Genomic DNA, 24,647 nt, shown 5'->3' with positions numbered 1-24,647 from the left:
CCGCCGGGAGGGGCGTTGATGGCAAGCGAGACCGCCGCAAAAATGAGCCCGGACCTCGGTTCGGGCCTCCGTATTCCGGTTCACCTGGGCGTGATCATGGATGGCAATGGCCGTTGGGCCAAGGCCAGGGGCAAGCGCCGTACCGAGGGGCATATTGAGGGCGTGCACGCGCTCCGCAACCTCGTGCAGTCTTGCATCAAGCACGGCGTCGGCTATCTGACGGTCTTCAGCTTTTCGTCCGAGAACTGGACGCGCCCGGCGGAAGAAGTCTCCTTCATCTTCGGGCTTTTGCGGCGCTTTGTGGCCTCTGATCTGCAGCGGCTCATTCGCAACAATGTTCGCATTCGCATCATTGGTACGCGGTCAGGTCTCGAACCGTCTCTCGTTCGTCTTATCGAGGACGTGGAAGCTAAGACGGCATCCAATACGGGCCTCGTCCTCGTCGTCGCCTTCAACTACGGCGGTCGAGCCGAAATCACCGATGCCGTCCGTAGCCTGGTGAGGGATGCTGCGGAAGGCCGCATTGATCCTGCCGATATCGATGAGGCGGCGATTTCGCGCGCGCTTTATACCGTCGACTTGCCGGATCCCGACATCATCATCCGGACGAGCGGCGAACAGCGCCTTTCCAACTTCCTGCTTTGGCAATCGGCCTATGCCGAACTCGTCTTCGTGCCGGAAAACTGGCCGGACTTCGACGAGGCAAGTTTCCTCCGCGTTCTTGAAGCCTATTCCCTGCGTGATCGGCGTTTTGGCGGTCTGGGGGCGACCGGGAGTTGATGGAGCCAGGCGCACCTTCACCCAAGCCTCCTGAACCCCAACGTCGCAATTGGGCAGATGTCGGCCCACGTTTCGCGTCGGCCATGGTGCTGATCGCCGTTACAGCGACCGCACTCTATCTTGGCAGCTACTTTTTCTCTGGCGTGGTGGGGGCCGTCTATGCGGGCGCCTATCGCGAATGGGAGACAATGGTTTCGCGGGCGCCGCTGACCATGCCGGGCATGGCACTGATCGGGCTGGTCGGTCTCTCCGGTCTGATTTTTCCGTTGCTGGGTGTTTGGGGGCTCGTTGGAGCCATCGCGCTTGCATGCGTGGTTGCTGCCTTCATGGGGCGCGAACTTTTCTTCTGGCGGGCCGCCGGTCTCGTCCTGTTCGGCGTGTTGATTCTGTCGGCCGTGCTGATGCGTGGCGACGGCGTAGCGGGCATTTGGGCAGGCATCTTCCTTGGCACTGTCGTGTGGATGACTGATTCCGCAGCTTTCTTCACCGGTCGCCAGATTGGCGGCGAGAAACTGGTTCCGAGCATTTCGCCCTCAAAGACATGGTCAGGTGCTCTGGGCGGCCTTGCCCTTGGCTCCGGGGCGGGCTTGCTGGTCTGGGTCGTCCTGACCGATTCCCCCTGGTGGATAGGTCTGTTGATCTCGTTGTCTATCAGCATTCTCGGCCAATTGGGCGATCTCAGCGAAAGTGCCGTGAAACGGCATTTCCGGATCAAGGACAGCGGCGACATTATCCCCGGCCATGGCGGCTTGATGGATCGGCTTGATAGCCTCACATTCGGCATCATTCTGGTCTTGATCGTCGGCGCATTGCACGGCGGCATCGGCTCGGTGGCCGAGGGACTGCTCTATTGGTGATCACCGCGCAGGCGGCGTTGCTGCCTCAGATCGGGAATGACGATGTTTGAATTTGTGGCCTGGCTTCTGTCCTACGTCATTCCGTTTCTGGCCGTTTTGACCGTCATCGTCTTCGTCCACGAAATGGGGCACTACCTTGTCGCGCGCTGGAACGGGGTCGCCATTCAGGCCTTTTCCATCGGCTTTGGTCGCGAACTCATCGGCTGGAACGATCGTCACGGCACGCGCTGGAAGATTTCGGCAATTCCCCTTGGCGGCTATGTCCGCTTTGCCGGCGACATGAATGCGTCGAGCATGCCGGACCCCACTGCAGCAGAGCTTCGGGACCCGGAGCTGGCGCCGCGGCTGTTCGTCAATAAATCCGTCTGGCAGCGCATCGCCATCGTGGCGGCAGGCCCGATTGCCAACGTGCTTCTGACATTCCTGATTCTCTACGCACTTCTGCTTGGCTACGGGCGCGAAACGGTGCCCGCGGTCATCGGCGAGGTTGTCTCGGGCTCTGTTGCCGAGGCCGCTGGCTTTGAGCCCGGCGATACGATTCTGTCCGTGGACGGCTATGTCGTTCGTGGTTTCGAGGATTTCCAGCGCTACGTCGCTACCAGCCCGGCCCGTGAGGTGGTGATCGAAATCGAGCGCGGCGGGTCGACGGACACGCTTCGGCTCGTGCCTGAGCCGGTGGTGATTCAGGATCGCTTCGGCAATGATCAGCGCATCGGCCGGATAGGCGTTGCTCGAAATATTGAAGCAGCCGATATCCAGCTTTATCGCCCCGGACCCGTCGAGGCGATTGGCATGACGTTCGAGGAAATCCGCTTCATCGTGCAGCGCACGGCCGCGTTCCTGGGTGACTTTTTCGTCGGTCGAGGGGATGTTCAGCAGCTGAGCGGACCGGTGAAGGTCGCCAAGGTTTCGGGCGAAGTGGCTACGCTGGGCGTCATCGCCCTTATCAACCTGATGGCGCTTCTGTCTCTGAACATTGGGATATTCAATCTTTTACCCGTTCCCATGCTCGACGGCGGCCATCTCTTATACTATCTCATCGAGGCCGTTCGCGGACGCCCTCTCAGCATGCGCGTGCAAGAGATAGGATTTCGCTTCGGCTTCGCCCTGGTGCTGGCCTTGATGGTTTTTACCCTGTTCAACGACACGGTTTTCGACCATTTTGGCATCTTGCGCTAAACCTTGGTTAACCTTGGTTCGCAAGGTGTTGCACGAATACACGCGCGCCAATGAATTGCTAACTGCGTCCGGGCTTACCGCTTGTCCGTGGTTAAAAAAACAGTAAAACACTCCAATGGAGTTAGCTTGGGGGAGCGGCGTATGACGATTCTCCGGGCAGGTCGCAGAAGGCAATAACAATATGATTAACCCCAAGCTGTTGCGTGGCGCTGTCTCGGTGATCGCGATTATGGGTGCGAGCCCAATGGTCGGTGCCGGGATCCCCGTGCTGGGCGTCGTCGCTGCGCAAGCTCAGGAGCAGTTGGTCGGTTCGGTCCTGTTTGAGGGTAACCGGCGCTTCTCCGACGCGCAGCTCCTTGCAATGGTCGATGTCTCTGCCTCCGGCATCTATACCTCGCAGCGCGTTGCGGCCGACGTTGAAAGCATTCGTCAGGCCTATGATCGCGACGGCTTCCTCGGCGTGACGGTGACGTCGCGTACGGAGCCGACTGCTGATGGCCGCGTTCGCGTGGTCTTCCAGGTCAATGAAGGTGAACGCGCGGGCATCGCAGCGGTCAACTTCACCGGTAATAATGCAATCAGCAGCGGCAACCTCAAGGGTGCCATGCTCACCAAGGAAACCGGCATTCTGAGCTGGCTCCTTCGTGATGATACCTATGATGAGCAGAAGCTGGCGGTCGATCGCGAGCGTCTCCGTCTCTACTACGCGAGATCGCGGCTATCCCGACGCGCAGGTGACCTCGGTTGCCGAGTATGATGCTGCGCGTAACGCGTACTTCATCAACTTCACGGTCAATGAAGGCCAGCGCTACCAGTTTGGCAATGTCGGTATCGAAACCAGCATCAACGGCCTGAACACCGACGTGCTGCGCTCAACCGTCCAGACCGGCAAGGGTGCTCAGTACTCCGTCTCGAACCTGCAGGAAACCATCGAGGACATGGCTTACGAGGCCACGACTCAGGGTTATTCCTTCGCGGACGTTCGTGCTCGCCTTGATCGCGACGTTGCGACCGGCACCTTCAACGTGACCTACCTGGTCGACGAAGGCGCGCGCATCTATGTCGAACGCATCAACATCACCGGCAATACCAAGACGCGCGACTTCGTTGTTCGCCGCGAACTGGCCTTTGGTGAAGGCGATCCGTTCAATCGCTCCATGGTCATCCGTGGTCGCGAAGCCATCCAGAACCTCGGATTCTTCTCCAAGGTTGAAGTCACGACCGCGCCAGGCTCTTCGCCTGACAAGGTGGTTCTCAACATCAACGTGACCGAAACCTCGACGGGCGAATATGGCGCCAGCGCCGGCTATTCGACCAGCGACGGGATCCTGGGCGAAGTTTCGCTGACCGAGCGCAATTTCCTTGGTCGTGGTCAGTACCTGCGTGCTGCCATCGGCGCATCGCAGTCGGGCCGTACCTTCGACTTCTCCTTCACCGAGCCGCGTTTCATGGGGCTCAAGGTGTCGGCTGGCTTTGATGCCTATCACCGTATTTCGGACGAGACGACGGCTAGCTTCTACGGTTCGCAGTCGACTGGTGGCCAGGTGCGTTTCGGCGTGCCGATCACCAGTGCACTCAATGCGACGCTTTTCGGCGGTTACGAGCGTAAGGTCATCTCCGACGTCAAGGACAACCCGGCCTATAAGTCGGCTCTGGTCAATGATGCTCAGGAATTCAACAAGGCCTTTATTGGCTATACGTTGACCTGGAACGGCCTTGACGACGTCAAGGACCCGACCGAAGGGCTCTACGCAACCTTCACCCAGCAGTATATTGGCTGGGACCACAACCTGCTGAAGACCGAAGCACGCGGCCGTTACTTCTTGCCGGTTCTCGACGATAGCGGCATCGTTGCCAGCGTTCGTGGCCAGGCCGGTGTGGTCAACAGCCTCAACGGTGGCTCTGTTCACGCTGTTGAAGCGTTCATGCCGGGTTCAAGCATTATTCGTGGTTTCGAAGGCCGCGGCGTTGGCCCACGTTTGGCAGCAAACGCATCGGGTAACAGCGAATATCTCGGCGCGACCATGTACGCGGCCGTTTCTGCCGAAATCGAGTTCCCCATTCCGGCTCTTCCCGAGAGCTACGGCCTGAGCGGTGCGCTTTGGGCTGACGCCGCCTGGATTGACGGTCTGCCGGGCACCGGTACCGGCACTGTGGATCCGCTGAGCCAGGATGTGCCGCTTCGCACCTCCATCGGTGCGTCGCTTATCTGGGACTCGCCGTTCGGCCCGCTGCGCGGCGACGTCTCGCACGTGCTCAACAAATCGACGGCAGACCGTACCCAGGTCTTCCAGATCACGCTTCAGACCTTGCTCTAGTACGGGCAACGTGAAAGAAGTCATCAAGCCGCGGGGCGGTAGCTCCGCGGCTTTTCTTTTGAAGTGATCTCATGGTCGATACTCGATTTCACCGATTTTCCGGACCGATTGCTGTTGGCGCGCTGCTGACCGAACTCGGGCATGCCGATGTGGCTGCGGGACTTGCCGATGCCGACCGTGTAGTAGGCGGCGTTTCCGAGCTTGAACTTGCCGGACCCCAGGATCTCGTACTTGCCGCTCATGTATCATATGCCGAAGACCTGCGCCGGACGGCGGCGGGTTTTGCTATTGTGCATCCGTCCCTAAAGGACAGCGTGCCACCCGGCGCCGTGGCCATCGTGGCGCCGCGAGCGCATCATCTCTTCACCGAAATTCTGGATCGTCTTTATCCGGCGAGCACCAGGGCAGCTATCGCGGGTGGCCGCGAGGACCTTGGCGCGCCGATATTCGAACGTGACGTGACCATTGGTTCGAACGTCGTCATCGGCAATGGCGTTGAAATCGGCCGCGGCACGATCATCGGGGCCAATACTGTTATCGGCCCGGGCGTCACCATTGGACGCAACAGCATCATCGCTGCCAATTGCACCATTGATTGCGCGCATCTGGGTAATGATGTCGTCCTGCACTCCGGTGTACGGATCGGTACAGAAGGCTTTGGTTGGCTCGACCACGGCATGGCCAACCGCAAGATCCCGCAATTGGGTCGTGTTATCATTCAGGATCGCGTCGAAATCGGCGCAAATAGCACGGTGGATCGCGGCGCCCTTGGCGACACGGTTATCGGCGACGGCACGAAGATCGATAATCAGGTGCAGATCGGACATAATTGCCGCATTGGCCGCAATTGCCTGATTGCCGCCCAGAGTGGTCTGTCCGGATCGACCATCGTGGAGGATAGTGTCCTGATGGGCGGCGGCGTCGGCACCTCGGGGCATTTGCGTATCGGCGCGGGTACGACTATTTTCGGCCGCGCAGCAGTAACTAAGGACTGGCCGGCAGGCTCCAAACTTGGTGGCGCGCCGGCGCAGGAGTTGACGGATTTCTGGCGAGAGCTCGCCACGTTGCGGAAATTGGCAAAAGGGAACAAGCGGGGATGACGGACACCGTAGGCGCGACGACTGAACTCGATGCCATGAGCATTCAGGATATCCTCCTGGCTCTGCCACATCGTTATCCCATGCTGATGATTGACCGCATCGTTGATATCAATGGCGACGAGTCAGCCGTCGGCATCAAGAACGTCACCTTCAACGAGCCGATCTTCCAGGGTCATTTCCCGAACAATCCGATCTTCCCCGGCGTGCTGATCCTCGAAGGTATGGCGCAGACGGCTGGCGCCATTGTCATCAAGTACGACGCGACGGCTGATAGCAAGAGCATCGTCATGTTGCTTGGCATTGACAGTGCTCGCTTCCGCAAGCCGGCGGGGCCTGGCGATACGATCGAGTATCACATCTCCAAGCTGCACCGTCGCCGCACGGTGGGCCGCTACAAGGCCGAAGCCAAGGTGAACGGCGCCGTTATCGCCGAAGCCGAGCTGACTGCCATGATTGTCGAGGCGACCGAGTGAGCGATATCGTTGTTCATCCGACAGCGATTGTCGCTAGCGGCGCGCAACTTGGGGCCGGCGTCAAGATCGGTCCTTACTGCATGGTGGGCGAGCATGTTGTCCTACGCGACAATGTCGAGCTGATTTCCCACGTTGTCGTTGAAGGCAATACGACCATCGGCGCTGGCACGAGGATTTTTCCTTTCGCCTCCGTCGGTCACCAGCCACAGGACCTGAAGTTCCACGGCGAAGCATCGCGCGTCGAAATCGGCGAGCGCTGCACCATTCGCGAGTCGGTGACCATCAATCCGGGCACCGAAGGCGGCGGCATGCTGACCAAGATCGGCAATGACTGCCTGCTGATGGCTTGCAGCCATGTCGCGCATGACGCACACGTCGGCAACAATGTCGTCCTGGCGAATTATGTCGGCGTCGCCGGACATACGGTCATCGGCGATTATGTCCGCTTCGGCGGCATGTGCGCCGTGCACCAGTTTGTGCGCATCGGCGCCCATGCCTTTATCGGCGCCCATAGCATGATCGACAACGACGTCATTCCCTATGGCATGGCTATCGGCAATCGTGCCCGCCTTGCAGGTCTCAATCTGGTAGGGCTCAAGCGCTCCGGATTCGACCGCGAAGCCATCCACACGCTGCGCGCTGCCTATCGCATGATCTTTTCAAGCGAAGGCACGCTGCGCGAGCGCGTCGACGACGCGGCGGTGATGTTCAAGGACGCGAGCCTCGTACAGGACGTGGTAACGTTCATCGCGACCGCAAAAGACCGCCCGCTCTGCTTGCCGCGTGCAGGCTCGGAAGAGGAATAAGTGTCGCCCGAGTTGCGGCTTTTTGTACTCGCCGGCGAGCCTTCGGGCGATCGGATCGGCGCCGACCTGGTGAACCGACTGCGCGAACGGGTGGCGGTCGACGTTAGCGGTGTCGGCGGGGATGCTCTCGCAGCGGTCGGCATCAAATCGCTCTTCGACATGAACGAGCTGTCGGTCATGGGCTGGGCCGATGTGCTTCCGCGGCTCCCCAAGCTTCTCTGGCGCGCTCGGCAAGTCGCGAAGGCCATTGTCCGTACGCGGCCCGACGTGGTTGTGCTTGTCGATGCGCAGGTCTTCTCCTCGATCGTCGCCAAGCAGGTCTGCAAGGCCGCTCCCGATATCCCCGTTCTGCTTTGCGTGGCGCCGGCCGTCTGGGCCTGGAAGCCGGAGCGGGCGCAACACCTGAAGCCGCATTTCCGCGAAGTGATGGCGGTTCTGCCTTTTGAACCTGCATTCATGCGTAGCGTGGACGGGCCGGAAACGCATTATGTCGGCCATCCCGCCGCCAGCGCCCTTGCGTTCCGTTCGGCTGTTCCGGAGCGCGGGCCGATGCTGCTTTTGCCCGGCAGCCGCGACGGCGAACTGCGACGCCACTTGCCGATGATGCGGGCAGTCGTCGAGAACCTCGCGTCTCATCCCCGGATCAGCGGTTTCGTTCTGCCCACGCCGCGCCGGCTTGAAGCTACGGTTAAGGAGCGCGTGACCGATTGGCCCGCCAAAGTCGAAGTCATCACCGGCGAAGAGCGCAAGGCTGCAGCTATGGCAAGCGCCGTGGTTGCTGTCGCCGCCACCGGAACCGTGACGCTCGAACTGGCCCTGGCCGGGGTGCCCATGGTGACCACCTATGTCGCCGACAAGGGCCAGGCAAGGCTTTGGGTGAGATTCAAGGTCAAGTATGCCTCGCTGCCCAATATCCTGCTGGATAGGCCACTGGTACCCGAGATCCTGCAGCTTGAACCGGATGCCGACGCGCTGGTTTCAGCAGTGCGCAGCCATTTGGATGATGGTGAAGGCCTTGCTCAGTTCGAAGGGTTCAAGACGATCCGGAAGATGATGGAAGACGGCACGGACGAAGACCCGCGTGTCAATCCGGCAGAGCGCGTGCTTCACCACTGGCACGACGCTCCCTGAGCCATCTGGCCAGCACAATTCGAGAGCCCAAAACAAATGACCCCGCCGAAGCGGGGTCATTTTCATTTTGGCGACGAGATCAGCGGGTGCCGATCTCGGAATAGTCGCGCGCCACCGAGCCGTTATAGAGCTGGCGCGGGCGGCCGATCTTCTTTTGCGGGTCGCCGATCATTTCCTTCCACTGGCTGATCCAGCCAACGGTACGGGCCACGGCGAAGAGCACGGTGAACATCGAAGTCGGGAAGCCGATGGCATCAAGGATGACGCCCGAATAGAAGTCGACGTTCGGATAGAGCTTGCGGTCGACGAAGTACGGGTCGGACAGCGCGATACGTTCAAGTTCCTTGGCCACCTGCAGCGTCGGGTTGTTTTCGACGCCGAGCAAGTCCAACACGCGGTTTGCAGTTTCCTGCATGACCTTGGCGCGCGGATCATAGTTCTTGTAGACGCGGTGACCAAAGCCCATCAGGCGGAACGGATCGTTCTTGTCCTTGGCGCGGGCGATATATTCCGGAATGCGATCAACCGTACCGATTTCGCGCAGCATGTTGAGCGCGGCTTCGTTGGCGCCGCCATGGGCAGGGCCCCAGAGGCAAGCAACGCCGGCAGCGATACAGGCGAAGGGGTTGGCATCGGACGAGCCCGAGAGACGAACGGTCGAGGTCGAGGCGTTCTGCTCGTGGTCAGCATGCAGGGTGAAGATCAGGTCCATCGCACGGGCGATTTCCGGGTTCACCTTGTATTCTTCCGCCGGTACCGAGAAGCACATGTGGAGGAAGTTCGATGCGTAGTCGAGATCGTTGCGCGGATACACGAAGGGCTGACCGACCGAGTACTTGTAGGCCATTGCCGCGAGCGTCGGGATCTTGGCGATCATGCGGATCGAGGCGATCTCGCGCTGCTGCGGATCGTTGATATCAGTCGAGTCGTGGTAGAAGGCGGCCATTGCGCCGACGACGCCAGTCATCACGGCCATCGGGTGCGCATCGCGACGGAAGCCACGATAGAAGTAGTGCATCTGCTCGTGCACCATGGTGTGGCGCGTCACGAGCTCTTCGAATTCCTTGAACTGCGCCTTGGTCGGCAGGTTGCCGTAGAGCAGCAGGTAGCAGACTTCGAGATAGTTCGACTTTTCGGCGAGCTGTTCGATCGGGTAGCCCCGATAGAGGAGTTCGCCCTTGTCACCATCGATATAGGTGATGGCGCTGTCGCAGGCCGCCGTCGAGGTAAAGCCCGGATCGTAGGTGAACAGCCCCGTCTTGGCGTAGAGCGAGCGGATGTCGACGACATCCGGACCCACGGTTCCGCTCAGGATTGGAAATTCGACGGTCTGGTCTCCGACGATGAGTTTGGCGACTTTTTCGGTCATTGAGCTCTCCTCGTTTTGCCCACGCTCCGAGGGAAGGGAGGTGAAGCGGGGCAGCACCTCCAGCGGTGCCGATTGATGACCGCAGAGGTATCAGTTTTTGCCCCGCACAAGCAACCGATAGGTAAGCAGACGTTACCCTCTGCGGCCCCGTTTCTTAAGCGATTTGGTCACTTAAACGTGCCATCGATTCTTCACGGCCGATGAGCACCATGACCTCGAAGATTCCCGGCGAAACCGTACGTCCCGTAAGGGCTGCGCGCAGCGGCTGGGCCAGCTTTCCGAGCTTGAGACCCTTGGCTTCGGCCAGTTCGCGCATGGCGCCATCGATGGCCGGCACTGACCAATCGGCAAGGCCCCCTAACGTTTCGGCAATACCGGCGAGGACCACCTTGGCTTCCGGCGTCAGCAGTGCCGCCGCAGCGGCGTCGGGCGTGATCGGGCGCAGGGCGTAGATGAACTGTGCGAGGTCGATCAGCTCCAACACCGTCTTGGCGCGCGGCTGCAATTCGGGCAGGGCGGCAAGGACCGTGTTGTGGTTCGCCATCAGGCCCTTGGCGTCCTCGTCGCGGCCCACTTCCTTGGCCGTGTCGATCATGACGTTGTAGAGATAGGTCGGGTCGGCCTCGCGGATATAGTGGCCGTTGATGTTCTCGAGCTTGACGAAGTCGAAGCGCGCCGCGCCCTTGTTGAGGGCTTCCAGGCTAAACCACTCCACCATCTGCTCGGTCGAGAAGATTTCCTCGTCGCCATGGCTCCAGCCGAGGCGAGCAAGATAGTTGCGCAGCGCCGCCGGCAGGTAGCCCATCTGGCGATAGGCTTCGACGCCAAGGGCGCCATGGCGCTTGGAGAGTTTTGCGCCATCCGGACCATGGATCAGCGGAATATGCGCCATCTCGGGCACAGTCCAACCCATGGCGTTGTAGATGATGATCTGGCGGGCGGCATTGGTCAGGTGGTCGTCGCCACGGATGATGTGGGTGACACCCATGTCATGATCGTCGACCACCACCGCGTGCATATAGGTCGGCGTACCGTCCGAGCGCAGGATGATGAAGTCGTCGAGGTTCTCGGTCTTGAACACGACCTTGCCCTGAACGTGGTCATTGACCACGATCTCGCCGCTCAGCGGAGCCTTGATGCGGATAACCGGGGAAATGCCTTCCGGCGCTTCCTTCGGGTCGCGATCACGCCAGAAGCCATTATAGCGCGGCGGCTTGCCGGCAGCGCGGGCTTCCTCGCGCATCTGGTCCAGCTCTTCGGGCGAGCAATAGCAATAATAGGCGTGGCCCATCTTCACGAGCTCATGCGCGACCTCGGCGTGACGCGAGGCACGAGCGAACTGGCTGATCGGCTCGCCTTCCCAATCAAGGCCCAGCCACTTGAGCCCGTCGATCAGCGCAACAACGGCAGCCTCGGTCGAACGTTCGCGGTCGGTGTCCTCAATGCGCAGCAGCATCTTGCCGCCCTTGTTCTGGGCATAGGCCCAGCTGAACAGGGCCGTACGGGCGCCGCCGATATGCAGGTACCCGGTAGGGGAAGGAGCAAAGCGAGTAACAACCTGGGACATGATAACCGGAACGAATTGAGGGAATTTCGGGCCGTGTGTAGCATAGGCGGGCTTGAGCGCAAGGGCAGGGGTGCGCGGTGCAGGGGCAGGGGACCGGCAGAGGGCAGATTGTGCTGGGGGCATCGGGCATTGCACGCCCGCGCCTCTGGCATGTTGCCGGCTGGCTCACGCTTGGCTGGCAGTCTCTTCCGATAGCCGTTGTCGATGCTGCAGAGCAACTGCGACTCTTCGTGCTTCTGCCCTTCAGCCTGATTTTCGGGCTTGTCGCGTACGCATTGCTGCCCGCCGAGCCCGAGACCTTCCATTTCATCATAGGTTCGCTTTGCGTTACCGGATGCCTGGTTCTGGCAATGCTGTCGCACTCGCTCGCCGGTTTGCGCGTGGCAACTCAATTGTGCGCAGCGTGGCTCGGCTTCTGTCTTCTTGCCCTGCACGGACTGGCCTTCGGTACAGCCATGCTGTCTGTGCCTGCCTACGGGACCTATGAGGCACGAGTTGACGAGGTTCTGTCGACCGACGCAAACGGTATCCGTGCCGTCGTCTCCTCAATGCGTCCAATCGAAGACGCGCGCGAACTTCCCATCAGACGCGCTCGCATACTCCTGCCAACGGAGCCAAGGGTCGAGGTCGGTGATCTGATTGAAGCGCAGATACGGCTGGCCTCCGTGCCGGGTCCGATCCTGCCCTGGGCCTTCGATGGGCAGTTCCACGCCTATTTCTCCGGTATCGGTGCCTACGGCAACGCCATCGGCACGGTTGAAATTGTCGTCCAGGGCGGCGACGGCGACATCGCACGTCGAGTGCAGGCGCTGCGCAACCATATTGGCGAGCGGATTGATCTCGCGTTGGAGGGCCCCAGCGCTGCGATTGGCCGCGCCATGATGATGGGCGACCAGAGTGCCATCAGCGATGAAACGCGCGATGTCATGGCGGCCTCCGGTCTCGCCCACGTCTATTCGATTTCCGGACTCCACCTGTCCATCGTCGCGGGTGGCATCTTCTGGCTTTTGCGACTGGCTCTGGCGAGCTTGCCTATGGCCCTGACCTGGCCCAACAAGCAGATAGCGGCGATTGCTGGCCTGTCCGCCGCCTTCGGCTATCTGCTTCTCGCGGGAGGCATGGACAATGTTCCGGCTTTCCGCTCCACCCTTATGCTCGCCCTGATCTTTGGCGCCGTCCTCGCAGGACGCCGCGCCCTGACCATGCGCAACGTCGCTATTGCCGCCCTGGTGATCATCCTCATCGACCCCGCCAGCGTCTTCCGCGCCAGCTTTCAGCTCTCCTTCGCCGCCGTGGTCGCACTCATCGGCATCTACGAACTGCCGCGCCTATCCCCTCCGGGAACCGGCGGAAGCGTCGAGCGCTTGTTACGCTTCATTTCGGCAACAGCGTGGACCAGTTTTGTGGCCGGTGCTGCAACACTGCTCTTCTCCGCCTACCATTTTCAGCAGACAGCGCCGCTGGGCGTGCTTGGCAATGTGCTGGCGCTCCCCTTCGTCAGCCTCATCATGTGGTTCGGCGTGCTCGCCATCCTCGCCATGCCATTCGGGCTGGACGGCCCGTTCCTCAAACTGATGGGCTGGAACATCGACCGCATGGTGGACGTGGCGGAACTGGTCGCGGGCTGGAGCGCAAACCTGACCGGCAACCCCATCTTGGCGGGGTGGACGCTGCTGGCAGGTCTCGGGGCTCTTGCCTGGTTCGCCTTCATCGAAGGGCGCTGGCGCTTGTTGGCCCCGGTCATACTGCTACCTATCGTTCTGCTATTCGGCTTCTCGCCTCGGCCCGACGTGCTCATCGCCGATACGACGCAAGCCGTTGCAGTCCGCGATGGAACGGGCATGGGTCTTGTCACCGGTCGCACGGGAAGCTTCGCCGTCGATGTCTGGAGCCAACACTACCAGACCGAGATTGCTCCAACCCATTCAGGCACCCAATGCGACAGTGTTGGGTGCATCGTGAAGACAGAGAGATTCAGCATCGCAGTGATCCGCAACGCGGCTGCCTTTGCCGAAGATTGTGTGGGACAAGATCTGGTCGTCGCCCGAATTTCGGCGCCCAAAGGCTGTGGCGCATCCGGTCAGATCATCACGGCAAACGACCTCGCTAGAGGTGGTGTCCAGTGGCTGCGTTGGGATGAAACGGCCGGACGGTTCGAAATCCGCCCGGCCATCGAAACGCTCAGCCGGCCGTGGCGAGTTTTGCCACGGTGACACCGGCAGCAGGAACCTCAGTGCCGCCAATCACGTAGCCGCTCTCGTCCGAAGCGGGGCTCAGCGTGGCGGCGCTGGCCGAGTAGTTCACATAGATGCGGTATCCGCCGCGGCTGCGGGCGCGAACGCCGGCCGGCAGGCTGAGGATCGGCAGGTCGGCCTCGGCAATCAGATAGTCGGCAATGCGCTGCATCAGGGCCCGATCGCCGCTGGCGGTGAGGTAGAACAGCTTGCCCTGCGAGATCAGCACCGGCACGCCTTCATTGTCTTCCATCACCACTTCGCCGCGCGTTTCGACCTTCTCGCGCCAGAGTCGCGTGGAGCCGCCGCCCTTCACGGTGACCGAAACGTGTGCGGGAATGCTGTCTACCCGCATCACGCGGGCATCGAGAAGGTTAGGCGACAGGTCCGGACCAAGGCGGGCAGGAATGGAGAAGTTCTTCGTCTTCGAGCCCGAGCGGGGTCCGATCAGCAGATGACCTTCAAAGGCAGCCACGGCCTCACGCAGTTCCTCCGTCCAGGCAAAGAGCGCCGGGATTGCCACGATGTCGTAGCCGGCGAAGCTCTTGGTCTTGGGCGAGAGAATGTCGATGTCGACGCCGTGCTTGCGGAAGGCGGCGTAAATGTCACGCACATGCGCGCCGTGCTTGAAGCCCTGAGCCTGCGGTTGCACTTCCCATGCCCATTCGCTGTCATAGTCGAAGACAAGAGCGACGCGTGCCTTGCCCACGGGACCATCGAGGCCGGTGAGCTTGAGTTCCTCGGCGACCTGGCTTGCTTCGCTATAAGCCGGAGCCGGTTCGCTGTCTGGTCGCAGCAGGCCGGCATGCATCTGCTCCTGCGCGAACGGCGCTTGCCGCCAGCGGAAGTAGGAGACGACTTCGGCGCCATGAGCAAAGGCTTCCCAGGCCCAGAGGCGGGCCATGCCTGGCAGCGGGTCAGGATTGAACTTTGCCCAATTCACCGGGCCGGGCTGCTGTTCCATGACCCACCAGCGGCCATGGCCTACGGTGCGATAGAGATCGTGGTGGAAGGCCGCATTGTCCGGGTCGCCCTGACGCATGTACTGGCGCTTCATGTCCTCGGTCTCGTCGCTGACCGCGAGGTGGCCAATGGGGTAGGGAGTCCCAGCTCGCGACATCGAGCGTTTCGGCCAGGTCGTAATGGTCGAACTCGGTGTACCGGCTCATGAAATTATGGATGACAGGCAAGTCCGGCCGCTTGGCCTTCAGGATGTCGTACTGGACCTTGTTGAAGGCACTGACCTGATCCGAGGAATAGCGGCGGAAATCGAGATCGTGGATCGGGTTGGGCTCGCAGACCAGCAGGTTCGGCAGATCGATCTGGTCGAAGCTGTTGTACACCATCGACCAGAAGACATTGCCCCAGGCCTGGTTCAGCGCATCGATCGACCCGTAACGGTCAGCGAGCCATTTGCGGAAGCCTTCGAGCGCTGCGGGCGAATAGGAATAGGTCGTGCCATGGCAGCCATATTCGTTGTCGGTCTGCCAGCCGCCGAGCGAGGGATGATCGCTGAGCGCATCAGCAAGAATCTGCGTAATGCGCGCCGATTCCTCGCGATAGGGCAGATGCGAGAAGTCGTAGTGGCGGCGCGAACCAAAACCCTTGCGCTGGCCGCGAGCGTCGACCGCCAGCATGTCGGGGTGCTTGTCGACCATCCAGCGCGGTGGTGTGGCGGTCGGCGTGCCGACGATGACCTTGAGCCCATGTTTGCCCAGCACGTCCATCGACCGGATCATCCAGTCGAGCTGTAGATTGCCCGGCGTCGGCTCCAGCCGCGACCAGGCGAATTCGCCGATGCGGACATATTTGATGCCCACTTCGGCCATGCGGGCAGCGTCCTTGTCCCACCACTCTTCGGGCCAATGTTCGGGATAGTAGCAAACGCCGAGGGTGGGACTGATGGACATGGCTTAGGCTCAGAGCTTTATGGGAGTTTCGGGAAGGCCGGGCACGTTGACCTCGATGGCAAAGACGCCACCGGCCACCTTTTCAGCGGCAAGCTGTTCCGGCGTCAGTGTCTTGGCGGCGGTGGTGATGAACAGCGTCTTGAGGTCCTTGCCGCCGAAGGCAGGGCAGGTGACCTGGCTGACGGGAACTTCCACGACGCGATCAATCGATCCATCGGGCGCGAAGCGAACGACGCAGCTGCCGCCCCAGCGGGCGTTCCAGAGATAGCCTTCGCTATCGACCACGGCGCCATCGGGCCAGCCGCGGTGGTCCGACACGTCAGCGAACAGTTCCCATTCGCCAATTGGTAGGCCGGTTTCCGGGTCGGTCGCGCATTTCAGGATTTTCTTGGTCGGCGTATCGGTCCAATAGGCGGTCCGGCCATCGGGCGAGAAGCAGGTCGCGTTGGGAATGGCGACGTTCTCGATGATCTTTTTGAGCTGGCCGGCGCGGTAGTGATAGACGGAACCTTCCTTTGGTCCCTCTTCCTTGACCATGGTGCCGATCCAGAAGGCGCCGGACGGATGAACGCGGCTGTCATTGGTCCGGTTGGCCGGTACCTCGCGCTCGATGTCGTGCAGGCGATTCATGCCGCCCACGCTAAGGTCGAACTCGATCAGGCCGTTCTCGCTGGCGATTGCCAGCCGATCCCGGTCGATGATCGCGGCTGCGGCCACGGTCTCGTTGAAGAGCCAGCTTTCCTCGATTTCGCCATCCGCATTGGCGGCGAACAGCGACTGTTCGTTGATGTCGAACCAGAAGAGCTGCTGACGTTCGCCGTGCCAGATCGGGCCTTCGCCCAGCTCGCACTTGCTGTCGATCAGGAGGCGTGCCGTATCGCTCATGCCTTGGCTCCCTTGTCATAAGCGGCGACGGCAGTGGCGGCGCGCTCGGCGACTTCGGCAACGCTCATGCCGGGCTTGTAGATGTAAGTGCCAAGGCCGAAGCCGGCGCAGCCGACGGCGAAAAATTCATCGAAGTTGTCGGGGTTGGCCCCGCCCACGGCGTAGAGCGGGAGGTCAGGCGGGAGCACCGCCTTCATGGCCTTGATACCCTTGGAGCCCAATACTTCGGCCGGGAAGAATTTTAGCCCGGTCGCGCCGGTGCGGATCGCCTTGAAGGCGTCGCTGGGCGAGAAGACGCCCGGATAGGATTTGAGGCCAAGTTTTACGGTCTCGGCGATGACGGCTTCATTCGTGTCGGGCGAGACGATGAAAGTGCCGCCTGAGGCCGCGACGGCGCGCACGTTCTCTTCGGTGAGAACCGTACCGGCGCCGATTTCCGCGCGGCCGGACAGTGCCTTGGCCGCCCGCGAAATGCTTTCGAGCGCATTGGGGGAATTCAGCGGCACTTCGATGAGCGTGATACCGGCTTCGACGAGAGCCGTGCAGACCGGTACGGCTTCGTCATTGGTGATGCCGCGCAGGATGGCGATGATGTGGCGGTGGGACATGGCGTGTTTCCTTAGGCGGCGTCGCGAGCGGCCTTGAGGCCGGCCAGAACGACAGCGGTAGCATCGACGGGGCGGCCGGCAGCGCCGGCCATTTCCAGCACCTGGCCATAGAGGGCGCAGAGCACATGTGAACCGATCAGCGGAACGGGTTCGTTACCGATCTGGTGGCGATTGGCTGATATTTCGGTGCCGATGAGCAGGCCCGATAGATAGCCGGCGCACCAGGCAGGCTGGCGGCCCGAGACAAGGGCACTGGCGCGGACGCGGAACAATTGGCCGAGGAGGTCGGCAGGGTGCTCGAGACCGTCCCCGGCGCCGGCCGCGGAATCCTTCGGCGCGCTCAGGGGTGTCGAGGTCGCCGCCGAGCGAATGGCGCAGCACCGAATGTGTGGAGAGAATCTCGAACATTTCGCCGGTCATTGCGGTGGTGAAATGCTCGATCTTCGTGCCGTCAAGCAGTGCCCATTTCGAATGGGTGCCGGGCATGCAGACCAGACCGGAATAGCCGGGCAGGGTGCTGGCGAGGCCCAGCAACTGGGTTTCCTCGCCGCGCATGACGTTGTCGGCTCCCTGCTTCTGGCAGACGCCGGGCAGGATCGAGACTTTCAGCTTGTCTGAACCGCTATCTGGACGAACGGCACCCCCGAGGAGATCGCGCAGGTCAGTCGGCGCTTCGAGATAGGGTGCTTCGAGCCAGCCCTGGCGTGCACCCGCCATGCCGCAGACAAGCACATCTGTGGGGGTGGTGAGATCGACGCCAGAGAGGAGCTCGGCCAGCGCTGCCGGGAATTCCTCGCGAATGAGCTTGCCCATACCCTTGGGCGAACTGCGGGACGCAAGGACGTTGCCGCCCGCATCAATTGTCCAGCCTCGGAGATTGGATGTGCCCCAATCGACGGCAATCCACGCAACAGATTCGCTCAACCCAAACTCTCCTCGACGAACGCCTAATGAATGCGGCGGGACCCTAATGGGCTTCGCACGCTCTGAACAGGGCGTTCCGCTGCACCTGCTACCCGAGCGAGGAGCGGTGATCTCCTCGATTGGTAAGATTTTCAGCGCGTTCCGGCACATCTGGGGTCTGTTGCGCCAGCGCAATCAATTGTATGATTTTTTCGTTTGGAGCCGTTCACACCGGCGTTTGCCGTGCTAGAACGGGGTCAACCAAGGCCCCACGGTTCGCTGCGGCGGACGGAAAAGGAATTTGACGATGACGACTGACAATGGCGCCGGTGCCCCCAAGAAGCTGCGCTCGCGTGCATGGTTCGATAATCCCGAAAACCCGGACATGACCGCGCTCTATCTCGAGCGCTACATGAATTTCGGCGTCTCGCGCGAAGAGCTGCAATCGGGCAAGCCGATCATCGGCATTGCGCAGACCGGCTCGGATCTCAGCCCCTGCAACCGTCACCATATCGTCCTGGCCGAACGCGTGCGTGAGGGCATTCGTGAAGCCGGCGGTATCGCCATTGAATTCCCGGTCCATCCGATCCAGGAAACCGGCAAGCGCCCGACCGCTGGCCTTGACCGCAACCTTGCCTATCTCGGCCTTGTCGAAGTGCTCTATGGCTACCCGCTTGATGGCGTGGTGCTGACCATCGGCTGCGACAAGACCACTCCGGCCATGCTGATGGGCGCGGCGACCGTGAACATCCCGGCGATTGCCCTGTCGGTCGGCCCGATGCTGAACGGCTGGCACAAGGGCGAACGCACCGGTTCGGGCACGATCGTCTGGAAGGCCCGTCAGATGATGGCCGCTGGCGAAATCGACTACGCACAGTTCATCGAACTCGTTGCTTCGTCGGCTCCGTCGACCGGCTACTGCAACACCATGGGCACGGCCACCACGATGAACTCGCTGGCCGAGTCGCTTGGCATGCAGCTTCCCGGTTCGGCCGCGATCCCGGCGCCCTACCGCGACCGTCAGGAAATGGCGTACCGCACCGGCAAGCGCATCGTCGACATGGTGCATGAAGACCTCAAGCCGTCCGACATTCTCACCAAGGACAATTTTATCAACACCATCGTCGTCAATTCGGCGATCGGTGGCTCGACCAATGCGCCGATCCATATCCAGGCCATTGCCAAGCACATCGGCGTCGAGCTGGAACTGCAGGACTTCCAGACCTACGGCCACAAGGTGCCGCTGCTGGTCAATCTGCAGCCTGCCGGCGAATATCTCGGCGAAGACTACTACCATGCCGGCGGCGTGCCGGCGGTGGTCAACGAGCTGATGAAGCAGGGCCTGATCCGCGAGAACGCGCCGACCGTCAACGGCAAGACCATTGGCGAGAATTGCCGCGCGACGACGATCCAGGACGACAAGGTCATCCGTCACTTCGACAACCCGCTCAAGGTCGATGCCGGCTTCCTCGTGCTGCGCGGCAACCTCTTCGATACCGCCATCATGAAGACCAGCGTGATCTCGACCGAGTTCCGCGAACGCTACCTGAACAACCCCGATCACCCGGGCATGTTCGAAGGCAAGGCGGTGGTCTTCGATGGTCCGGAAGACTATCACCATCGGATCGACGATCCCTCGCTCGAGATCGACGAGCACACGCTGCTCTTCATGCGCGGCGCTGGCCCGATCGGCTATCCGGGCGCTGCCGAAGTCGTCAACATGCGTCCGCCGGCTTATCTCATCAAGAAGGGCATCTCCTCGCTCGCCTGTATTGGTGACGGTCGCCAGTCGGGTACTTCGGGCTCGCCTTCGATCCTCAACGCGTCTCCGGAAGCTGCTGCCGGTGGCAACCTTGCCATCCTCAAGACCGGTGACAAGGTGCGCATCGACCTCAACAAGGGCGAGGCCAATATCCTGATCTCGGCCGAGGAAATCGCGACCCGTCGCGCCGCGCTTGAGGCCGCTGGCGGCTACAAGTTCCCCAAGCACCAGACGCCGTGGCAGGAAATCCAGCGCGGTATCGTCGGCCAGCTTGGCGACGGCGCTATCCTGAAGCCCGCCGAGAAGTATCAGCGCATTGCCCAGAACGAAGGCTTGCCGCGCGACAACCACTAAGCCTGATCGAGGCGTAACCACGCTTTGACCAAAGGCCGGGCAGCACAAAGTGCCGCCCGGCCTTTTTGTTGGCGTCGCGGTTGCACGGTCGCGGCGCCCATCGGGCGCACGGCGGAAAGCGGCTTTCGCCCCGAAATGTGGATGAAAAGAAGAGGCGAAAGCCGCTTCCCACGATCGGGATTTTTTTGCGCACGCCTCGAGCGGTCCCCTTTTGAGGTTTTACGGTCCAGATCGCCGTCGGAAGCATCCCAAGATGCAACGGGGGCTCACTGCCGCTTGACCGGTGGTCGGCATCCACGCACCCGCCTGAGCGACCTCAAGCAGCCCGTCTCCCCACCCGGCACTTCGTCGGTACCGCGTGTTGCGGTGGGAACGGAGGGATAGTGGCATGAAGGGCAGGGGCCGGGGATAAGTTTGGTGGTGGCCGCGAAAGGCATTGGCCGATGGGACGTTGGCGGTGGTGGGTAGCGGGGAGAGTTTTGGGGTGGGAGGAAGGCGCGCGCGCCGGCGTTGCGCTGTTCAGGCTGTGCAACGGCGAATGCCTATGTGCCGCGTTCAACGAGACAGATCGCGAACTGGGCGGACGTGATCCTCGAACGGCACATGCCGCCGCTGAAAGGTTGCGCCTTCGTCGATTGCCGGCGTGCTGATCCGGTCCATACGAAAGTGACGGAAGTCGTTACGCGCCGGATCCCAGGCCACCAAATACCATAGCGGCGGCAGGATCAGCATGGCCTGCGGCTCAACATTTCGGTGGGACAAGATCCCTTTTGCGTCACGGTATTGGAAGCGCAGATGCTGCCGCTGGAGAAATGCCGTCTCGAATGCCGGCAGCAGCGTGGGGTCCATCGCACCCATATCCGAGATGTCCACCTGCGGTGACAGTTGCCCGACATAGAGGCAGCCCAGGAATCGGCGCAGGTCGCGCAACTTGTCCGGCGGCAAGGCTGCCTCGATTTTGGAGAGCCCGGCATCGGCGAGATCCGAAAAGGGAAGGTTTCCGGCTGCACGCATCGATGCAACGCTGATGAGAAGCGCGAAGACTTCGGCGACCGAGAGCCGCGCTGTGGTCTGAAGCGATTGCGGATCGAGTTGCAGGCCACCGCCGCGCCCGGGCTCGGAATGAATGACAAAACCCTCATCACGCAACGCGCTGATGTCACGCAGAACGGTGCGCCGGGACGCGCCAACCGCTTCGGCGAGGTCGGCTACTGTCGACGTGCCGTTGCGGCGAAGGCTGCGCACGATGGCGTCTTGTCGGAGGCGAGCTTTCATTCGGAGAGGATGTCATTCAATGGTGTCAAAGTTTGGCACCATTCACTTTTAGGCAGCGGTCGCAACATCAGCAAGGTGAATGACCAATGCCCAATATGATCGACTTTCCCAAGCCTTCGCTTGTTTCCGTCAACGGCGTGAAACTCGAAGTCTTCGAGGCAGGCCGGGAAAATCACGGAAACCCGATTGTGCTCTGTCACGGCTGGCCGGAGCATGCTTTTTCCTGGCGCTACCAGGTGCCGGCCCTTGTCGCAGCCGGCTACCATGTCATCGTTCCGAACCAACGGGGCTATGGCAACTCGTCCCGTCCGGCCGAAGTCTCAGCCTATGACATCGAGCATTTGGCGGGTGACCTTGTCGCGCTTCTCGATCACTACGGCTACGACCAAGCCACTTTTGTCGGTCACGACTGGGGAGCGATGGTCGTCTGGGGGCTGACCCTGTTGCATCCGAGCCGCGTCAACAAAGTGATCAATCTGAGCCTGCCATACCAGGAGCGCGGAGAGCTGCCCTGGATCGAGTTCCTGGAGCAAATCCTTGGCAGCGAGTACTATTTCGTCCATTTCAATCGGCAGCCGGGCGTGGCCGACGCCGTATTGGACGAGAATGCCTTCCGGTTCCTACGCAACCTCTATCGGAAAAACGAGCCCTTCAAGGAGCCTGAGCCGGGCATGGCGATGATCAATCTCGCCAGGGTAGAAACGCCGCTCGGGGAGCCCTTGATGAGCGACGGCGAGTTGGCGGTTTTCGTCTCGGCCTTCGAGAAAACGGGATTCACCGGCAGCATCAACTGGTACAGGAATCTTGATCGCAACTGGCATCTGTTGGCCGATGCGGATCCTATCATTCGGCAGCCAACACTCATGATCCACGGCGCGCGCGACGCGATTCCGCCGTCCGATAAGCTGGCTACGTTCGTTCCGAATGTAGATGTGGTCATGCTCGATTGCGGGCACTGGATCCAGCAGGAAAAACCGGAAGAGACGAACCGGACGATATTGGGCTGGCTGGAACGGCAGAAGGCTTCCTAGTCCCAAGGGGGCTGCACGAACAGACGCCCTCCGGTTCGGCCGGAGGGCCGAAGTGACGCCCGAGGCGATAGACCGGTCGTCATCGCCTCAGCTTGCAGCAAGCGGAGTGCGACCTGTTTTCCTTCATGCAAGGCGTCTATTGGCGCGGCCAGACCAATCGCTGACCACGGCATTTCTACCGCTGGACTTGGCCTGCAGAAGCGCCGCATCGGCCCGCTACATCAGCGTGGCTTTGGGTCGATCATCTTCGGTGGAGGCTATGCCGATGGAAACGGTGACAGTTCCCAAGGGCCGCCCCTGATAGTCGATCGGCGCCGTTTCGATGGCATGCCTTATCGCTTCCGCGGTGTGGAGCGCCGCAGTTGTGTCCTGCTTTCGAAGGATGATTGCGAACTCCTCGCCGCCATATCGATGCACGACACCGCCGGGTCCAGCGATACTCGTCATGATGGCCGCCACCTGACCCATGACGAAGTCGCCTGCGTCATGTCCGAACTGATCGTTGAAGCGTTTGAAATGGTCGATATCGATCATCATCAGCGAAGCGGAACCGTCTTCACCCCCTGGATCAACTCCGCCAGATTCTCGTCCAGCGAGCGCCGATTGAGTAGTCCAGTCAGGGGGTCCTTCACGGCGAGGTTGGCCAGTCGATCCCGCAATTGAAGATTGGCGATCGCCAGGGCCAGATTTTCCGCGATCAACTCGACATATGTTCGTGCTTTCCCGAGGGCCGCGCTGCCTTCGGCTTCCTCGAAGTACAGTGCGCCGACCGTGTCCCCGCGCGCAGAGAGCGGAACGCAAAGGGCCGAGCTTGAGCCTTGTTGTTCAAGGTGGAGGCATCTGACGTCACTGTTTGCGCCCTCGCTGAAATGCGCTCTGCCTCTTCGAATTCCCCAGCATTCATGAGCGGCGAATTCTCTGCCGGACAGGGTGGGCGTGCCCCAACTGCTTTTGGCGATCAGCGCCGTCCTGCCCGCGTTCATCACGAAGAGATGGCCGGACAGATCCGGAAACAGTTGCGAGGCAAACAGGGACACGACCGGGGCAAGTTCTCCTTCCAGTCGACAGGCCTGGAGACGATGCATCAGTTGTAGAATCTGGTCCTTGGTCTGCTGATCCTTGCGCCGTTCGGCGTCCAGGCGCTCTCTTTCCAGGCCGTTGTCACGAAATATCTGGATCGCCTGGTTCATGTCGCCAATCTCGTCGCGACGACCGTCTGTCAGAAGCTGAACATCATAGTCCTGCTTGGCGAGGCGCTGCACGACATTGCTCATGCGAAGCAAGGGGCGCGTCACACGCCGCGTCAGGACAAAATAGAGCACGCACAGGAAGACCACGGCGGTCAGGGCGAGCATCGACTTGGCTATCGTTCCCCAAAGAGCTGCCTGAGCGCTTGCCTGCTCCACTTCCCCGCGGGTTCGCGTGGCAACGAGATCGACAAAATGGCTGACGCTGCTCAGGAGGCCGAACTGGGCTTCTTCGTGTTCGGGAGAGAAGAGAGCCGCTTTGGCTTGAGCTTCGGCTCCGTTGGCAAAGTCTGCAACCGCGCCTTCCTCGATTGCGTCCAGGATTTCGGCGTTTGCTTCTATCGCGCGAAGCGCTGCCAATTCCTCTTCGGGCAGCCCCCGTTCTCGCAATATGCGAACCGCGCGTTCCCGTTCACGCTCTTCGGCCAGGGCCGCCTGAAAAGCCTGTTGGTATCGTTGCTCGCCAGTGAACACGTAAAGTCGGGCGTCCTCCGTGGTCAGCTCGGCCGCCCGGGCCAGCGCTTCGACACTCTCATCAGCCTTCCATGCCGTATCGAGGGCGTCACGCTCGCGATCCGCGTAGTGCGTCCCAATGATGAACGAACCGCCTGACAACAAGGTCAGGCCTACGGTCAAGGCATATGCCCAATTGGTGATCGTGCTGATGCGCATCGCGGTCCTCGTTCCAATTAGGGGGGCCTAGATTCAGGCTAGAGGATGCGCGATGGCGCTAAAAATCGGCTTAAACTTTGCCATTTTTGTTTGGTTCGCGATGTCGCAGGCTGGGTGGCGGGCACCAACGGAAGCCCCAATGGCCATGGATGTGCGTGAGACTGGTCCCGGTTGAGACACGCCTTG

23 protein-coding genes and 1 pseudogene are annotated in these 24,647 nt (G+C 61.2%); 12 read left to right on the top strand and 12 right to left on the bottom strand.

Going from position 1 to position 24,647, the window contains the following annotated elements:
• Nucleotides 1–18 precede the first annotated feature (18 nt).
• The 5 genes from NVV77_RS08390 to bamA all read left to right on the top strand — a co-directional run bounded on the left by NVV77_RS08390 (nt 19) and on the right by bamA (nt 5,134).
• Nucleotides 19–780, top strand: a complete 762-nt coding sequence (locus tag NVV77_RS08390; protein WP_295412062.1) for an isoprenyl transferase — start codon at nt 19–21, stop codon at nt 778–780.
• On the top strand, nt 780–1,637 hold the full coding sequence (locus NVV77_RS08385; RefSeq protein WP_295412283.1) for a phosphatidate cytidylyltransferase: 858 nt from the start codon (nt 780–782) through the stop codon (nt 1,635–1,637). Before NVV77_RS08390 ends, NVV77_RS08385 begins: the two co-directional genes overlap by 1 nt.
• A gap of 42 nt (nt 1,638–1,679) precedes the next feature.
• Nucleotides 1,680–2,816 carry an RIP metalloprotease RseP gene (rseP, locus tag NVV77_RS08380; RefSeq protein WP_295412061.1) on the top strand — a complete coding sequence of 379 codons (1,137 nt, stop codon included), beginning with the start codon at nt 1,680–1,682 and terminating at the stop codon, nt 2,814–2,816.
• 181 nt (nt 2,817–2,997) lie between these two features.
• On the top strand, nt 2,998–3,573 hold the full coding sequence (locus tag NVV77_RS08375) for a POTRA domain-containing protein (RefSeq protein WP_295412059.1): 576 nt from the start codon (nt 2,998–3,000) through the stop codon (nt 3,571–3,573).
• On the top strand, nt 3,476–5,134 hold the full coding sequence (gene bamA / locus NVV77_RS08370) for an outer membrane protein assembly factor BamA (RefSeq protein ID WP_295412058.1): 1,659 nt from the start codon (nt 3,476–3,478) through the stop codon (nt 5,132–5,134). The genes NVV77_RS08375 and bamA overlap by 98 nt, the downstream gene beginning before the upstream one ends.
• 23 nt (nt 5,135–5,157) lie before the next feature.
• On the opposite strand, the gene NVV77_RS08365 is transcribed toward bamA, so the two are convergent.
• On the bottom strand, nt 5,158–5,376 hold the full coding sequence (locus NVV77_RS08365; RefSeq protein ID WP_295412292.1) for a hypothetical protein: 219 nt from the start codon (nt 5,374–5,376) through the stop codon (nt 5,158–5,160).
• On the opposite strand from NVV77_RS08365, the gene lpxD reads away from it, so the two are divergent.
• From lpxD to NVV77_RS08345, 4 genes are read left to right on the top strand one after another with little or no spacing between them, the layout of a single operon-like run.
• Nucleotides 5,284–6,234 carry a UDP-3-O-(3-hydroxymyristoyl)glucosamine N-acyltransferase gene (lpxD, locus tag NVV77_RS08360; RefSeq protein ID WP_295412281.1) on the top strand — a complete coding sequence of 317 codons (951 nt, stop codon included), beginning with the start codon at nt 5,284–5,286 and terminating at the stop codon, nt 6,232–6,234. The genes NVV77_RS08365 and lpxD overlap by 93 nt on opposite strands.
• Complete coding sequence (gene fabZ, locus NVV77_RS08355) at nt 6,231–6,707, top strand: 3-hydroxyacyl-ACP dehydratase FabZ (protein WP_295412056.1); 477 nt, start codon at nt 6,231–6,233, stop codon at nt 6,705–6,707. Before lpxD ends, fabZ begins: the two co-directional genes overlap by 4 nt.
• Nucleotides 6,704–7,513 (top strand): acyl-ACP--UDP-N-acetylglucosamine O-acyltransferase, encoded by an 810-nt coding sequence (lpxA, locus tag NVV77_RS08350; protein ID WP_295412054.1) that lies wholly within the window; start codon nt 6,704–6,706, stop codon nt 7,511–7,513. The genes fabZ and lpxA overlap by 4 nt, the downstream gene beginning before the upstream one ends.
• On the top strand, nt 7,514–8,644 hold the full coding sequence (locus NVV77_RS08345) for a lipid-A-disaccharide synthase (RefSeq protein WP_295412053.1): 1,131 nt from the start codon (nt 7,514–7,516) through the stop codon (nt 8,642–8,644).
• Nucleotides 8,645–8,723: 79 nt separating this feature from the next.
• On the opposite strand, the gene gltA is transcribed toward NVV77_RS08345, so the two are convergent.
• Both gltA and gltX read right to left on the bottom strand, forming a co-directional pair.
• On the bottom strand, nt 8,724–10,013 hold the full coding sequence (gltA, locus tag NVV77_RS08340) for a citrate synthase (protein ID WP_295412051.1): 1,290 nt from the start codon (nt 10,011–10,013) through the stop codon (nt 8,724–8,726).
• Between the two features lie 154 nt (nt 10,014–10,167).
• On the bottom strand, nt 10,168–11,583 hold the full coding sequence (gltX, locus tag NVV77_RS08335; RefSeq protein WP_295412279.1) for a glutamate--tRNA ligase: 1,416 nt from the start codon (nt 11,581–11,583) through the stop codon (nt 10,168–10,170).
• Nucleotides 11,584–11,657: 74 nt separating this feature from the next.
• On the opposite strand from gltX, the gene NVV77_RS08330 reads away from it, so the two are divergent.
• Nucleotides 11,658–13,793 (top strand): ComEC/Rec2 family competence protein, encoded by a 2,136-nt coding sequence (locus NVV77_RS08330; RefSeq protein ID WP_295412050.1) that lies wholly within the window; start codon nt 11,658–11,660, stop codon nt 13,791–13,793.
• On the opposite strand, the gene NVV77_RS08325 is transcribed toward NVV77_RS08330, so the two are convergent.
• The 6 genes and pseudogenes from NVV77_RS08325 to NVV77_RS08300 form a co-directional block, all read right to left on the bottom strand.
• Nucleotides 13,762–14,871 carry a beta-galactosidase gene (locus NVV77_RS08325; RefSeq protein WP_295412049.1) on the bottom strand — a complete coding sequence of 370 codons (1,110 nt, stop codon included), beginning with the start codon at nt 14,869–14,871 and terminating at the stop codon, nt 13,762–13,764. The genes NVV77_RS08330 and NVV77_RS08325 overlap by 32 nt on opposite strands.
• 76 nt (nt 14,872–14,947) lie before the next feature.
• Nucleotides 14,948–15,643, bottom strand: a pseudogene (locus tag NVV77_RS08320) (beta-galactosidase); the annotation flags it as partial.
• Nucleotides 15,644–15,733: 90 nt separating this feature from the next.
• Nucleotides 15,734–16,609, bottom strand: a complete 876-nt coding sequence (locus NVV77_RS08315) for an SMP-30/gluconolactonase/LRE family protein (protein ID WP_295412047.1) — start codon at nt 16,607–16,609, stop codon at nt 15,734–15,736.
• Entirely contained in the window at nt 16,606–17,217 is a 612-nt protein-coding gene (locus tag NVV77_RS08310; RefSeq protein ID WP_295412045.1) for a 2-dehydro-3-deoxy-6-phosphogalactonate aldolase, read from the bottom strand. Before NVV77_RS08310 ends, NVV77_RS08315 begins: the two co-directional genes overlap by 4 nt.
• A gap of 11 nt (nt 17,218–17,228) precedes the next feature.
• A complete protein-coding gene (locus tag NVV77_RS08305; protein WP_295412043.1) occupies nt 17,229–17,489 on the bottom strand; it encodes a 2-dehydro-3-deoxygalactonokinase in 261 nt (86 codons plus the stop codon).
• Nucleotides 17,371–18,141 (bottom strand): 2-dehydro-3-deoxygalactonokinase, encoded by a 771-nt coding sequence (locus NVV77_RS08300; protein WP_295412042.1) that lies wholly within the window; start codon nt 18,139–18,141, stop codon nt 17,371–17,373. Before NVV77_RS08300 ends, NVV77_RS08305 begins: the two co-directional genes overlap by 119 nt.
• 286 nt (nt 18,142–18,427) lie before the next feature.
• On the opposite strand from NVV77_RS08300, the gene NVV77_RS08295 reads away from it, so the two are divergent.
• Nucleotides 18,428–20,236 (top strand): IlvD/Edd family dehydratase, encoded by a 1,809-nt coding sequence (locus tag NVV77_RS08295; RefSeq protein ID WP_295412041.1) that lies wholly within the window; start codon nt 18,428–18,430, stop codon nt 20,234–20,236.
• A 555-nt stretch (nt 20,237–20,791) separates the two neighbouring features.
• On the opposite strand, the gene NVV77_RS08290 is transcribed toward NVV77_RS08295, so the two are convergent.
• Complete coding sequence (locus NVV77_RS08290) at nt 20,792–21,511, bottom strand: YafY family protein (RefSeq protein WP_295412040.1); 720 nt, start codon at nt 21,509–21,511, stop codon at nt 20,792–20,794.
• A gap of 86 nt (nt 21,512–21,597) precedes the next feature.
• On the opposite strand from NVV77_RS08290, the gene NVV77_RS08285 reads away from it, so the two are divergent.
• Entirely contained in the window at nt 21,598–22,542 is a 945-nt protein-coding gene (locus tag NVV77_RS08285) for an alpha/beta hydrolase (RefSeq protein WP_295412037.1), read from the top strand.
• Between the two features lie 216 nt (nt 22,543–22,758).
• On the opposite strand, the gene NVV77_RS08280 is transcribed toward NVV77_RS08285, so the two are convergent.
• Together NVV77_RS08280 and NVV77_RS08275 are read right to left on the bottom strand one after the other, a co-directional pair.
• The gene (locus NVV77_RS08280; RefSeq protein ID WP_295412035.1) at nt 22,759–23,079 is read right to left on the bottom strand and encodes a GGDEF domain-containing protein; all 321 of its coding nucleotides are present in this window, start codon (nt 23,077–23,079) and stop codon (nt 22,759–22,761) included.
• Nucleotides 23,079–24,461: a HAMP domain-containing protein gene (locus tag NVV77_RS08275; protein ID WP_295412033.1), complete on the bottom strand. Its 1,383-nt coding sequence runs from the start codon at nt 24,459–24,461 to the stop codon at nt 23,079–23,081. The genes NVV77_RS08280 and NVV77_RS08275 overlap by 1 nt, the downstream gene beginning before the upstream one ends.
• Nucleotides 24,462–24,647: the final 186 nt, after the last annotated feature.

The organism is Devosia sp. (assembly GCF_024707125.1).
GTDB lineage: Bacteria > Pseudomonadota > Alphaproteobacteria > Rhizobiales > Devosiaceae > Devosia.
This window is presented reverse-complemented; position numbering and strand designations above follow the sequence as displayed.

Bases quoted from the DNA above. Each gene is read 5' to 3' on its own strand.
- NVV77_RS08365 (WP_295412292.1), bottom strand. From the start codon at position 5,376: ATGAGCGGCAAGTACGAGATCCTGGGGTCCGGCAAGTTCAAGCTCGGA.
- NVV77_RS08275 (WP_295412033.1), bottom strand. From the start codon at position 24,461: ATGCGCATCAGCACGATCACCAATTGGGCATATGCCTTGACCGTAGGC.
- NVV77_RS08390 (WP_295412062.1), top strand. From the start codon at position 19: ATGGCAAGCGAGACCGCCGCAAAAATGAGCCCGGACCTCGGTTCGGGC.
- bamA (WP_295412058.1), top strand. From the start codon at position 3,476: ATGAGCAGAAGCTGGCGGTCGATCGCGAGCGTCTCCGTCTCTACTACG.
- rseP (WP_295412061.1), top strand. From the start codon at position 1,680: ATGTTTGAATTTGTGGCCTGGCTTCTGTCCTACGTCATTCCGTTTCTG.
- NVV77_RS08315 (WP_295412047.1), bottom strand. From the start codon at position 16,609: ATGAGCGATACGGCACGCCTCCTGATCGACAGCAAGTGCGAGCTGGGC.
- NVV77_RS08325 (WP_295412049.1), bottom strand. From the start codon at position 14,871: ATGAAGCGCCAGTACATGCGTCAGGGCGACCCGGACAATGCGGCCTTC.
- NVV77_RS08285 (WP_295412037.1), top strand. From the start codon at position 21,598: ATGCCCAATATGATCGACTTTCCCAAGCCTTCGCTTGTTTCCGTCAAC.
- NVV77_RS08385 (WP_295412283.1), top strand. From the start codon at position 780: ATGGAGCCAGGCGCACCTTCACCCAAGCCTCCTGAACCCCAACGTCGC.
- NVV77_RS08310 (WP_295412045.1), bottom strand. From the start codon at position 17,217: ATGTCCCACCGCCACATCATCGCCATCCTGCGCGGCATCACCAATGAC.
- fabZ (WP_295412056.1), top strand. From the start codon at position 6,231: ATGACGGACACCGTAGGCGCGACGACTGAACTCGATGCCATGAGCATT.
- NVV77_RS08290 (WP_295412040.1), bottom strand. From the start codon at position 21,511: ATGAAAGCTCGCCTCCGACAAGACGCCATCGTGCGCAGCCTTCGCCGC.
- NVV77_RS08280 (WP_295412035.1), bottom strand. From the start codon at position 23,079: ATGATGATCGATATCGACCATTTCAAACGCTTCAACGATCAGTTCGGA.
- gltA (WP_295412051.1), bottom strand. From the start codon at position 10,013: ATGACCGAAAAAGTCGCCAAACTCATCGTCGGAGACCAGACCGTCGAA.
- NVV77_RS08375 (WP_295412059.1), top strand. From the start codon at position 2,998: ATGATTAACCCCAAGCTGTTGCGTGGCGCTGTCTCGGTGATCGCGATT.
- NVV77_RS08295 (WP_295412041.1), top strand. From the start codon at position 18,428: ATGACGACTGACAATGGCGCCGGTGCCCCCAAGAAGCTGCGCTCGCGT.